Below are 12,052 nucleotides of genomic sequence, written 5' to 3'. Positions count from 1 at the left end.
ACGCGCCGCCATCGGGGCGGTAACGGAAGGAGCCCAAAATGGCCGAACGGTCTTTTGCCAAGGAAGTCGAAAAGCTCAGGCTCGGCGCCGGCGAGGAGTTTTCCGGCGAAGGCATTCTCGCCATCACCAAGGCGCTGCTGCAATGCGGCGTCGGCTATGTCGGCGGCTATCAGGGCGCGCCGATCAGCCATTTGATGGACGTGCTGGCCGACGCGCAGGATATCCTGGGCGAGCTCGGCGTGCATTTCGAGGCGAGCGCCTCGGAGGCGACCGCCACCGCTATGCTTGCGGCATCCGTGCATTATCCTATCCGCGGCGCGGCGACCTTCAAGTCGACGGTCGGCACCAATGTCGCCTCCGACGCGCTCGCCAATCTCGCTTCCGGCGGCGTCACCGGCGGTGCATTGATCATCGTCGGCGAGGATTACGGCGAAGGCTCCTCGATCATGCAGGAGCGCAGCCACGCCTTTGCCATGAAGAGCCAGGTCTGGCTGCTCGACCCGCGACCGAACCTGCCGTCGATCGTCAAGGCGGTGGAGGACGGCTTCGAGCTGTCCGAGGTTTCCAACACGCCGGTCATGCTGCAGGTCCGTATTCGCTGCTGCCATGTCCACGGCCATTTCATCGCCAAGGACAACAAGCGCCCGGCAATGACTGTGGCCGATGCGCTCGAGGCGCCGCGCCGCGACACCGGCCGCATCGTGCTGCCGCCCGCGTCCTTCCTGCACGAGAAGGAAAAGGTGCAGAAACGCTGGCCGGCGGCGGTGGATTTCATCCGCGCCAACAAGATCAACGAGTTTTTCGGCCCGGAGCATGGCTCGGTCGGCATCGTCATGCAGGGCGGCATGTACAATTCGGTCATCCGGGCGCTGCAGCGGCTCGGCCTCGCCGACACTTATGGCGACACCGACGTGCCGCTCTATGTGCTCAACGCCGTCTATCCCTTAGTCGACGACGAGTTCCTGTCCTTCTGCGAAGGCAAGGACGCCGTTCTCGTCGTCGAGGAAGGCCAGCCCAACTACATCGAACAGGCCTTTGCCGCGATGCTGCACAAGGCCGGCCGCGGCACCAGGCTCGTCGGCAAGGAACATCTGCCTATGGCCGGCGAATATACCGGCCAGGTGATGCTCGACGGCATCGGATCGTTCCTGCGTGCCACCATCCCGCATCTGCTGCCAAGCGAGGTCCGCGCGCCGAACAAGATCGGCGACGGGCTCGACACCGCCGACCTGATCAACGTCGTCCCGGGCCGGCCGCCCGGCTTCTGCGTCGGCTGCCCGGAGCGGCCGATCTTCGCCGCCACCAAGCTGGTCGAGCAGGAGCTGGGCAAGCACCACATCGCCTCCGACATTGGCTGCCATCTGTTCTCGATCATGCCGCCTTTCGAGCTAGGTGCCACTACCATGGGCTACGGGCTGGGGCCGGCCTCGGCTTCGGCGTTCAATTCGCCCGATGCCAAGCGCCGCTCGATCTCCTTCGTCGGCGACGGCGGCTTCTGGCACAACGGCCTGACCTCCTCGGTCGGCAATGCCGTGTTCAACAAGAATGACGGCGTCATCGTCATCGTCGACAATTTCTATTCGGCCGCGACCGGAGGGCAGGACATCCTGTCGTCCCGCGCCGGCAACAAGACCAAGTCGACCAAGCACCCGATCACCGAGGCGGTGAAGGGCATGGGCGTCAAATGGCTGCGCCACATCGACCGCACCTACGACGTAACCAGAATGCAAGACACGCTGCGCGAGGCGCTGACGACGGACGAGAAGGGCCCGAAAGTCATTGTCGCGTCGTCCGAATGCATGCTCAACCGGCAGCGCCGCGAAAAGCCGCTGGTCGACAAGGCGATCAAGGGCGGGACGCGCATAGTCAAGCCGAAATTCGGTGTCGACGAAGATATCTGCACCGGCGACCATGCCTGCATGCGGCTGTCCGGCTGTCCGTCGCTTTCGGTGAAGTCGCTCGACGATCCGTTGCGCGACGATCCGGTGGCGCATATCGACCAAAGCTGCGTCGGTTGCGGCAATTGCGGCGAGGTCGCCGATGCGGCGGTGCTCTGCCCGTCCTTCTACCGCGCCGATGTCGTCCACAATCCGAGCCGCTGGGACCGTTTCCTTGAAGCCGCGCGTCGCGCCATGATCGGTCTCTTGCAGCGGCGCCGTGAAAACCGGCGCCTGACATTCGCCGATGCTTGACGCCGTGCCCTCATCGCGCTCGAAAGCCGGCGCCCCCGAAGACGAGCGCGTCATCAAGCTTGCCGTGCTGGCTGTCGGCGGCCAGGGCGGTGGCGTGCTGGCCGACTGGATCACCGACGTCGCCGAGCGCAACGGCTACGTCGCGCAATCGACCTCGGTCGCCGGCGTCGCCCAGCGCACCGGCGCCACCATCTATTATGTCGAAATGTGCCGCGACACCGGCCGCCTGCCGGTCTTCGCGCTGTCGCCGTCGCAGGGCGACGTCGACATCCTGATTGCGGCCGAACTGATGGAGGCCGGCCGCGCCATCATCCGCGGCTTCGTCACGCCCGAGCGCACGACGCTGATCGCCTCGTCGCACCGCATCGCCGCGGTCTCGGAGAAGATCGAGCCCGGCGATGGCCGCGCCTCGTCCTCGAAGGTGCATGCCACGGCGGAAGCCGCGGCCAAGCGCTTCATCGCCTTCGATATGGAGAAGATCGCCGCCGACAATGGCTCGATGATCTCGGCCAGCCTGCTCGGCGCGCTGGCCGGCTCCGACGCCTTGCCGTTTACACGCGAGAGCTACGAGCAGGCGATCGGCGCCGGCGGCCGCGGCGTCAAGGCCAGCCTCGCCGCATTCGGCGTCGCCTACGATCGGGCGCGCGGCTTCGCGAGTGCGCCTTCGGGCGACAAGACTGCAGGGCCGGCGGCCGCTGAAACCGGCTCGGGCGCCGCGACAGAAGTCAGCGGCCCGGAAAGCCTGTTAAAAGGCTGGCAATCGCTGGCCGCCCGGGTCGATGCTTTGCCGGCTCCTGTCCGCGACATGGCGCTTCGCGGCCTGAAAAAAGTGGTCGACTATCAGGACGTTGCTTATGGCGGCGAGTATCTCGATAGGCTCGACCAGGCAGTCGCGCTGGACGATGCCGAACACGCCTACGCTCTGTCGATCGCCGCCGCCAAGCATCTGGCCAACGCCATGTGCTACGACGACATGATCCGCGTCGCCGACCTGAAGACGCGCTCGAGCCGCGACCGACGCGTACGCCGTGAGGTCGGCGTCAAGGACGGCTCGGTCCTGCAGGTGACCGAATATTTCCACCCGCGCATCGAGGAATTCTGCGGCACGCTGCCGGCCGGGCTCGGCAGCTACATCGAGGACCGGCCGAAGCTCGCCGCCTTTCTCGACCGCCGCATCAATCGCGGCCGCCGCATCCGCACCGACAGTTTCGCCGGCTTTGCCGCTTTGTGGTTCATCGGCGGCCTGCGCCGCTGGCGCCGCCGCCTGCTGCGCCACAAGGTCGAGACCGCGCATCTCGAGCGCTGGTATGCGCTGGCGCTGGGCCAAGTCGGCCAGGACTACGCGCTTGGTACGGAGATCCTCAACTGCCGCCGGCTGATCAAGGGTTACAGCGACACCCACGCCCGCGCCCAGTCGAAATTCGACCGGGTGCTGTCGGCGCTCGACCAGCTCAAGGGCCGCCCGGACGCCGCAGACTGGATCCGGCGCCTGCGCGAAGCGGCGCTGAAGGACGAGAAGGGTGACATGCTCGACGGCGCGCTGAAGACTGTGGCGTCGCTGGGCGACAATCCGGTGAGCTGAGGCGCTCGTTCAACCCCGGCTGCAACTCAGTCTGGCGCCCATTTCGCCTTCGACGCGGCAGTCTGCACGGTGATTCTGAGGCCGATGATCTCGGCGATCGCGGCTTCCAGCACCAGAATGATCGTTTCCTTTCCCACATCGTCGAAATTTTCGGCGACATAGCTCAGGTCGCTCAGGATGTCGTCTTCCTCTTCCATGATTTTCTTCCCCTGTTGAACGTCAGGCCGGAACAGCCGACGATGAGATGGGCTTGGGCTGGATCTATGGAACGCGTTTCTTTCGCCACTGTCACCAAGGAAGTGAAGGCTATCCTGTCCGCTTCGCCAGGTCTGCCGACGGCTTGCAGCCGTGGCGGTCTGCCTGTTCTGTGGCCTTCGTGCCTACGGCAGCAGCAAACATATCTGCTCCAGGACAAATGACGCCCGGTTCCGAGCGGCTATTTGCCAAACATCCCCGGCCATGTGAAACGACTGTGTTGCACTCATTGCCTGCTGTTGTACCTTCAATATTCTGGAGGCGCGGGCTTGATGCTGCTTGAGCGAGAGGACCCACTTGGAGCTTTGTTGGCCGCGGCCGAGAGAGCTGCTGCCGGACATGGCGGGACCGTGCTGGTGCACGGCGAGGCGGGCCTGGGCAAGACCTCTCTGCTGCGCGAATTCGCGGAAAACGCCCACCGGGACTGCCGGGTGCTGTGGGGCTGGTGCGAGGCGCTCTTCACGCCGCGCCCATTGGGCCCTCTCCAGGACATGGCGCACTTGCTCGACCCGCGCGTGGCGGCGCTGCTTGAGGAGACCGCTGCGCCGGAGCGGCTTTTCCCGGCATTGCTGAATGCGCTGCAGCGCGCCAAGGGCACGACCGTGCTCATCTTCGAGGACATGCATTGGGCGGACAATGCGACGCTCGACCTCGTAAGATATCTCGGGCGCCGCGTCTCCCTGCTCCGCACCATGCTGGTGCTGAGCATGCGCAGAGAGGATTTGAACGCCGATCACCCGCTGACCCACGTGCTCGGCGATCTTCCCGCCGCCTCGGTACGCCGCGTGACGCTTAGACCGCTGTCTCCCCAGGCGGTGACAATGCTGGCCGAACAGGCCGGCCGCTCCGCCGATGGGCTTTATCGCATTACCGAGGGCAATCCCTTCTTCGTTACCGAGCTCCTGTCCAGCAGCGAGACCGAATCGGCGCGTGTGCCCGATTCCATACGCGACGCGGTGTGGTCGCGCCTGTCGCGCCTGACGCCGGGAGAGCGCGACGTCCTGGAGGTCATGAGCATCATGCCGGGCAGCGTTGAGCCGTGGCTGATCCGGGCCCTTCTCGGGGCCGAGGCCGAAGTGCTCGTCGATCGATGTGTCGTGCGCGGATTGCTGCGGCGGGACGACCAGGGCGCGCTGACATTTCGTCACGAGCTTGCCAGGGAAGCGACGCTCGACCGGCTCTCCCCCTCTGTGCAACGCTCGCTCCATGCGAAGGTCGAAGCGGCACTCTCGGAAGTTCCGGCCTCGCAGGCAAGCGCTCTGCTTTCGCGCCGCGTGCACCACGCCGGCGGCGCCGACAATGGCGAACGCGTGCTCGAACTTGCGCCGCTCGCCGCCAGCCAAGCCGCGCGCCTGGGGGCGCATCGGGAGGCGGCCTCGCATCTGGCGACCGCACTCAGATATGTCGACCAGGCCCCGCCGGAGCTGGCCGCGCAGCTCCATGAGGACTGGGCATACGAGGCCGGGTTGGCGCTGCTTGTCTATGACGCCATCATCGCGGCCCGGCATCGCGCCATCGCTATCTGGCGGCAGCTGGGCCGGATCGACAAGGTAGGCCTTAATCTACGCTGGCTGTCGCGGCTGCACTGGCGGCGCGGCGAAGGCCCGCAGGCGGAGGAATATGCGGACCAGGCCGTGCGTGAGGTGGAAAGCCTGCCGCCCGGTCCCGAGGTGGCAATGGCCTACAGCACGCGCTCGCAGCTCCACATGCTGCACTATCGTTTCGATGAGGCGATCGAATGGGGCGAGCGCGCGATCAGTCTGGCCGATCGGCTGGGCGAGGTCGAGACGCGTGTTCACGCCCTCAACAATGTCGGAACCGCGCTCATGTTTGCCAACCGCCCCGGCGGCGTTGAGCGGCTGGAGGAAAGCCTTGCCCTGGCGCTCGAGCACGGGCTCCACGACCATGCGGCGCGGGCCTATACGAACTTTGCGGAATGCGCGGTGGTGGCCAAGAACTTCGAGCTGGCGGAGCGGCTGCTGGCCGAAGGCATCGCATTCTGCACCAGGCACGACCTCGATTCGGCGGCGCAATACCTGCTCGGCCGGCAGGCGCAGCTTTGCATGGAACAGGGCCGGTTTCGCGAGGCCGCAACCATCGCTCAGGGCGTCATGAATGTGGAACGCCTGCCGATGGTGATGCACTTGCCGGCGCTCACCGTGCTTGGCACGGTCCGCGTAAGGCTGGGCGAGACCGACGGCGTCGACCTTTTGCAGCGCGCGCTTGTGGAGGGCCAGACGACCGGCGAGCCGCAGCGTATCGTCCCGGTTCGCCTGGCGCTGGCGGAGGCGGCCTGGCTTGCCGAGGATGTCGGCGCCAGCCACGCGCAGCTTACCGAGCTGGCGGCTATGAACCTCGACAATTTCCGCCCCCGGGACCTTGGCGAATTGTCGGTCTGGTGGCGTCGATGCGGAATGCCCGGGTCGCTGCCGGCGCAATCGGCGCCGATTCCCTCGCCCTGGTCCGCCGAGCTTCTCGGCGATCCGCAGGCCGCCGCGGCGGAGTGGACGCGTTTGTCGCTGCCCTACGAGGCAGCGCTTTCCCTCATGCAGGTTCGTGGGGCGGATGCGGGGGCGGCGCTCGCTCGCGCCGTGGCGATGCTCGACCAGATCGACGCGCCCGCGGCCGCGGCGCTCGCGCGCAAGCTTGCGCAGCGTCAGGGCCTGTCAGGCCTGCTGCCGAAGGTGCAGCGCGGACCCTATGCGGCAGCCCGCCGCCATCCGCTCGGCCTGACACGGCACGAGCAGAAGGTGCTCGCCCTGATCGCCCAGGGCATCAGCAACAAGGAGGTCGCGCGACATTTGTCGCGCTCGCCCCGCACGATCGAGCATCACGTCTCCTCGCTGCTCGGCAAGCTCAATGCCGCAAACCGCATGGAAATCCTCCTGCGCCTGCGCGGCGAGCCGTGGCTGCTGACGGGCACCCATCCGCTGGAACCGCACCAGACTGGATCATGATCCCAGCCGATTCTGTCGTGATGGAACAGGCTCTGGGTAGTTCCCGCAGCAAAATTTCCGCGAAAACTGGGAAATCGACCGCCTAAAAATGGGTGGCGGTACCGATTTGCACGCCCGCCGCTCCGCGTAGGCTTCTGCTCGCAGCGTGGATGGACCTCCCAACACCACGACGCCTTCACGATCCGGGGGAGAAGGCGGGCAACGGCGGCGGAACGGGGGCCGCCGCCGGCGTCCGTCGCTGGGGCGGATCGTACCAGGAGCAGGGGCGATGTCGGCAAGCGAAAAAGCGGATGCCCAGCGGCGCTGGCCAGGACAACGATTGGCACAACCGGTCGCGGTGCGGCTTTCAGGACCCGGAGGCTGTTATATTGCCGGCAATGTGCTGGGCCTCGGCATGGCCATGTTCATGCAGATTCGGCTGGCGTTAACCGAGGCGAGCAGCACTTTCGCCGCGCCTCTAATTTTCGGCCACGACCTCGCCGGCGGCTGGAACTCACTGGCGCTGCTGGTGGCGAGCGCCATCTTCTTGCGCAGCGGCGAGGAGTATCATCGCGCCCTCAGCAACGGACATCTCGACCCGTCGGCAATACAGCGCGCAGATTTTCTGTCCGGCACCGGGTCATTGGTGCTCGGGTCAAGTCTGCTGCTCGTCGGCAATCCAATCCTGGTCGTGACATCGGGGTTGCTCCATGCCGTGGGCAAGTTCGGCAGCGCCTTCAGGCTCGGCGCGCATGGCGTGGTGCTCTTCGGCCTTAAAGTGCCGGAGCTCTTCCGCCTTTCGGTACTGCTCAGCCGCTTTCCGGCAATCATCGTCACCGCGACCGAAGTCGCCCGCGTCATTGCTGACGCTCGCACCGATCAGATCCAGGCTCTCGCAATCCCTGCGACGCTTCTCGTCTGTTACCTGCTTTGGGCGCGCGGGGATATTCTTCTATTTAGAAAGTAAATCTGGAAACATCTAAGCATTTTCGCGCCATATGGTGAGAAACAGGAGTGGGCGCGCGACAGGGATTCTTCTCTAATCTGTAACCGACGCAGCAAACGGGAGACTGGCATGTCAAGTTCGCTTATTCTGTCGACGGCGATGCTGCAATTCCTGGCGGCATACACGGTGATCATGATCACGCCAGGCCCTATTGGCCTCGCGACCGGCAGCCTTGCCTCCCTGCACGGCTTTGGCAGGACGATCCCGCTGGTGGCCGGGATCGGCGCCGGTACCGCCGTGCTGGCGGTCCTGGTGGCGTTTGGCGCCGTTCATCTTTCCGGGTCGCTGTCGGTGCCGGCGGTCAAGATCGCCGGTGCGGCCGTCCTTGGCTGGATGGCCCTGTGCATCGCCAGAACGGCGCCGCCGGCGATCGGCGAAGCGCCTCGGCAGGCCGGATTGTTTGCCGGAGGGTTTCTCATCAGCATTCTCTCGCCTGAAACCGCCACTTTCTTCGCCGTCGCCTTCATGGGGCTGATGCTGCCGATCCGGACCTCGAACGAGATGCTGATGGTCGCGGCCATCGTCGCCATCATCGACATAGGCTGGTACGGATTCCTGGCCGTCGCGCTTTCGCGTCCGCTCGTGCGCGCTGCCGCGGTGCGGCATCATCGCGTCATCTGTCGGGCGGCGGGGATCGTGCTGGCAATGCTCGCCCTCGTCTCGGCGGCGTCAGCTTTTCCACTCGGCTGAGCGCTGGTTGAATCAGGCGCGCGGGATAAGTCATTTGGTGCCGCTTAGGTGACTCGAACACCTGACCCCATCATTACGAATGATGTGCTCTACCAACTGAGCTAAAGCGGCCCGGGAAGCCGAGCTTCCAAGATGGGCTGCGTGATAGACGCAACCGGCCGCGAATTCAAGATGGCAGTCGCGATTTCAGGACGAGGCAATTCGTGCCGCCTCCGGCCGGGCGCAAGGGCAGCCGCCGCGCGGATCTGCCGTTGGCCGCGTGATGCCGTATCGGCAGGCCGTCCCATCCGCCACGTTGGCCGTGACGGGAAAATCAGCGAAAAATGTTGATTCCTTTACCCAAAACCGCCGAAATGAGCTTTGTGCCCCTCGGCAAGGCAGAATGCGGCCGCTCGCTTGTTGATTGATTGGTCGCCTGCGGCTAACGATCATGGCAATGTGAGTGAAATTGCAGAGGGAATTCGCTTGGACGCGATCGAAAAAGCGATCCGCAGTGCCTTCGAGAAAGGCAATGCCGACGACCGGGCGTTTCGCGAGCGGGTCTATCGATCGGCTTTCGCGGCACTCGACCGTGCCCTGCAGGCTAATCCAAACGTCACGGTGGAAGTCGCCATCAAGCGGCGCAAGGCGGTCCAGGCGAAGATCACCGAAATCGAATCGGAATTCCTGCCGGCGGTTGCCGACGTCGCCGCGCCGACCGACAGTTTGGAGGCAGCACCGGAGGTGGAGCCCCCGGCCGAAGCTGAAGCCGCGCCGTCGCCCGATGTCGTCGTTGACGGTCCGGCGCAGCCGCCCGAATCCGATGCGCCGCGGTCGCGCGTCCTGCCGGTCGTTCCCGACATCATGCCCGATGCGCCTGTTGCCGAGGCGCCGGTGATCGACATGGGGGCCTCGGTTCCGACCGAAGCCGACGTCGAAACCGACGACGCGGAAGTGACGCCCGACCGCGACGACCGGCGGGCGAGGCGGCGGCGCCTGCCCTTGACCGCGATCTTCTTCGGTGTGACGCTGCTCGCAGCCGCCGGCATCGGCCTTTATTTCGCCAACCAGACCGGCGTCTTCAAATCGGCGACCGAGCTCGACACGGCGCCGCCGGAAGCGCCGCCAACGGTCGACGGCGATGATTTCACGCCGGACGACACCGCTTCGCCGCCGAAGCAGGGCGAGGCGGACCAGGCGCACGACTGGATCAACGTCTTTTCGCCGGGTGACCCGACGCAGGTCAATGCACCGTCGGACGCCAAGGCCGACGTCATCCAGGACGAAAGCGGTTCCTTCCTGCGCATCCGCTCGGGGGCATCCGGCTCGGCCATCAGCTTCGACGTCGGACAAGGCGTGCTGGAAAAGCTAGCCGGCAAGCATGCCACATTCGACATCATCGCGCGCTCCGAGGAGGGCCAGGAGACGCAGATTTCCGTCGATTGCAATTTCGGCGAACTCGGCGACTGCGGCCGCAAGCGCTATGCCGTCGGTCGCGAGCGCAATGAATATCTGTTCGACGTGCGCTTTCCCAACAAGCGTCCGGGCGCTGCCGGCACCATCGCCATTAATTCCGACTTCGACAAGCAGGGCAAGTCGGTCGACATCTACGAGATCCGCGTTTCTGTCGTTCCCTAAAGCACGTCGCGTTCCGGCCTCATGCGACGCGCTTCAGGTTCTTGTTTTGATGCATGTCGTTACCGCAAAACCGCTGCACTCTTTTTTGCGCGACATGCATTAACTATCGAGCAGCGCCTGCAGCGTCTCGATGCGGTCGGCTTCGGCCGCCGGCTTGTCCCAGCGCAGCCGCGAAATGCGCGGAAAGCGCATGGCGACGCCGGATTTGTGCCGCGTCGAGCGGTTGAGCCCTTCGAATGCTACCTCAAGCACCAGCCCGTTCCTGCGGTCGGCACGCACCGAGCGGACCGGGCCAAAGCGCTCGATCGTATTGTCGCGGACGTATTTGTCGATCTGCCTCAGTTCCTCGTCGGTGAAGCCGAAATAGGCTTTTCCCACCGGGACTAGCTCCTCCGATCCTTCCGGCCCGGACCAGACGCCGAATGTGTAGTCGGAATAGAAGCTCGAGCGTTTGCCGTGGCCGCGCTGGGCGTACATCAGCACGGCGTCGACCGTGTGCGGATCGCGCTTCCATTTGAACCACGGGCCCTTCGGCCGACCGGCCACATACGGCGAATCCCAGCGCTTCAGCATGACGCCTTCGATGACCGGATGCAGCGGCTTGCGGCGCAATTCCTCGAGTGCCTGCCAGTTGGTGAATTCGACCAGCGGCGACAGATCGAAGCGGCTCGGATCGAGCGTCCTGACGAAGGCCTCGAGCCGGCCGCGCCGTTCGCGGAAGGGAAGTCCGCGCAAATCCTCGTCACCAATCTGCAGCGCATCGTAGCACCGCATGAAGGCGGGGTATTGCTGCTGGATCTTGGGCGACACGCTCTTGCGGTTCAGCCGTTGCTGCAGGTCCGAGAACGTGCCCGTCGCCTGCCTGGGGTCTCCGACCAGAAGCTCGCCGTCGAGGGCGCCTGAAAAATCCATCGCCTCGGCAAGATCCGGAAAGGCGCCGGAGACGTCGTCACCGGTGCGCGAATAGAGCCGGCGAATGCCGCCTTCGCAAGCCGCCTGGACGCGGATGCCGTCCCATTTCCATTCGGCCGCGTAGTCGGCCGGGTCGAGCCTTTCGAGGTCGCCGTCGCCGACGGCATTCGACAGCATCACCGGCCTGAACAGCGCCAGCGCCGTTTTCCTGGGCTTTTCCGCTTTACCCTCCAGCCAGGCGAACAGCCCGATATAGGGCGGCGTCAGCCCGTGCCAGAGTTCCTCGATCTCGGCGATATCGACCTTGCCGAAATCGGCCAGTGCCTGCTTGGCCAGCCGCGCCGAGACGCCGATGCGCAGGCCGCCGGTGACCAGCTTTATGATGGCGAAGCGCGCCGACGTGCTGGCGCTGTCGAGCAGCCGGGCCAGCACCTGCGGCCCGTCGGAACGGCTCGCCGCCTGCAGCTTGGCCACCACCTCGGCCAGCGTCGGCTCGTGGTTCGCAACGTCGACCGGCGCTTGCGGCCAGACCAGCGACACGGTCTCGGCCAGGTCGCCGACATAGTCGTAGGAATAGCCGAACAGCACCGGATCCATGCGCTCGATCACCAGTGTGCGCAGCATCGCCGGCTTGACCGCGGCGATGGACAGATCGCCGGTAATGGCCGCCAGCGCCAGCCCGCGGTCCGGATCCTCGACGCTGCGGAAATAGTCGGTCAACAGCGTCAGCTTGCCGTTGCGCGACGGCGTCAGCACCAGCCGGTCGAGAAGCTCGGCGAAGCGGTTCATGGAAGGGGCGACGCCAATGAGAAAGGCTTGCCGCAGAGCGCCGTACCGGCGATTGCTGGATCCAAAAACACCA

Annotated in this window: 8 protein-coding genes and 1 tRNA gene; 6 read left to right on the top strand and 3 right to left on the bottom strand. The window is 65.3% G+C overall.

Annotation, left to right across the window (positions count from 1 at the left end; translation table 11 throughout):
- Positions 1-38: 38 nt before the first annotated feature.
- Positions 39-2,192 (top strand): thiamine pyrophosphate-dependent enzyme, encoded by a 2,154-nt coding sequence (locus NKI41_RS02875; RefSeq protein ID WP_352681303.1) that lies wholly within the window; start codon positions 39-41, stop codon positions 2,190-2,192.
- On the top strand, positions 2,185-3,774 hold the full coding sequence (locus NKI41_RS02870; protein ID WP_352681301.1) for an indolepyruvate oxidoreductase subunit beta family protein: 1,590 nt from the start codon (positions 2,185-2,187) through the stop codon (positions 3,772-3,774). The genes NKI41_RS02875 and NKI41_RS02870 overlap by 8 nt, the downstream gene beginning before the upstream one ends.
- A 26-nt stretch (positions 3,775-3,800) precedes the next feature.
- Here NKI41_RS02870 and NKI41_RS02865 read toward each other — a convergent pair whose 3' ends face one another.
- Positions 3,801-3,971: a hypothetical protein gene (locus tag NKI41_RS02865; protein WP_352681299.1), complete on the bottom strand. Its 171-nt coding sequence runs from the start codon at positions 3,969-3,971 to the stop codon at positions 3,801-3,803.
- A 330-nt stretch (positions 3,972-4,301) separates the two neighbouring features.
- Between NKI41_RS02865 and NKI41_RS02860 the strand changes: the two genes are divergently transcribed.
- From NKI41_RS02860 to NKI41_RS02850, 3 genes are all read left to right on the top strand, one after another.
- The gene (locus NKI41_RS02860) at positions 4,302-6,986 is read left to right on the top strand and encodes an ATP-binding protein (RefSeq protein ID WP_352681297.1); all 2,685 of its coding nucleotides are present in this window, start codon (positions 4,302-4,304) and stop codon (positions 6,984-6,986) included.
- A 268-nt stretch (positions 6,987-7,254) separates the two neighbouring features.
- On the top strand, positions 7,255-7,932 hold the full coding sequence (locus NKI41_RS02855) for a hypothetical protein (RefSeq protein WP_352681295.1): 678 nt from the start codon (positions 7,255-7,257) through the stop codon (positions 7,930-7,932).
- 108 nt (positions 7,933-8,040) lie between these two features.
- Entirely contained in the window at positions 8,041-8,661 is a 621-nt protein-coding gene (locus NKI41_RS02850) for a LysE family translocator (RefSeq protein WP_352681293.1), read from the top strand.
- A 35-nt stretch (positions 8,662-8,696) separates the two neighbouring features.
- Here NKI41_RS02850 and NKI41_RS02845 read toward each other — a convergent pair.
- Positions 8,697-8,772 (bottom strand) — tRNA-Thr (locus NKI41_RS02845).
- A 354-nt stretch (positions 8,773-9,126) separates the two neighbouring features.
- Here NKI41_RS02845 and NKI41_RS02840 point away from each other — a divergent pair.
- The gene (locus tag NKI41_RS02840; RefSeq protein WP_352681291.1) at positions 9,127-10,278 is read left to right on the top strand and encodes a hypothetical protein; all 1,152 of its coding nucleotides are present in this window, start codon (positions 9,127-9,129) and stop codon (positions 10,276-10,278) included.
- Between the two features lie 99 nt (positions 10,279-10,377).
- On the opposite strand, the gene NKI41_RS02835 is transcribed toward NKI41_RS02840, so the two are convergent.
- The gene (locus NKI41_RS02835; protein ID WP_352540485.1) at positions 10,378-11,979 is read right to left on the bottom strand and encodes a cisplatin damage response ATP-dependent DNA ligase; all 1,602 of its coding nucleotides are present in this window, start codon (positions 11,977-11,979) and stop codon (positions 10,378-10,380) included.
- Positions 11,980-12,052: the final 73 nt, after the last annotated feature.

The organism is Mesorhizobium sp. M0601 (assembly GCF_040320845.1).
Taxonomy (GTDB): Bacteria; Pseudomonadota; Alphaproteobacteria; order Rhizobiales; family Rhizobiaceae; genus Mesorhizobium.
This window is presented reverse-complemented; position numbering and strand designations above follow the sequence as displayed.

Bases quoted from the DNA above. Each gene is read 5' to 3' on its own strand.
- NKI41_RS02875 (WP_352681303.1), top strand. From the start codon at position 39: ATGGCCGAACGGTCTTTTGCCAAGGAAGTCGAAAAGCTCAGGCTCGGC.
- NKI41_RS02870 (WP_352681301.1), top strand. From the start codon at position 2,185: ATGCTTGACGCCGTGCCCTCATCGCGCTCGAAAGCCGGCGCCCCCGAA.
- NKI41_RS02865 (WP_352681299.1), bottom strand. From the start codon at position 3,971: ATGGAAGAGGAAGACGACATCCTGAGCGACCTGAGCTATGTCGCCGAA.
- NKI41_RS02860 (WP_352681297.1), top strand. From the start codon at position 4,302: ATGCTGCTTGAGCGAGAGGACCCACTTGGAGCTTTGTTGGCCGCGGCC.
- NKI41_RS02855 (WP_352681295.1), top strand. From the start codon at position 7,255: ATGTCGGCAAGCGAAAAAGCGGATGCCCAGCGGCGCTGGCCAGGACAA.
- NKI41_RS02850 (WP_352681293.1), top strand. From the start codon at position 8,041: ATGTCAAGTTCGCTTATTCTGTCGACGGCGATGCTGCAATTCCTGGCG.
- NKI41_RS02835 (WP_352540485.1), bottom strand. From the start codon at position 11,979: ATGAACCGCTTCGCCGAGCTTCTCGACCGGCTGGTGCTGACGCCGTCG.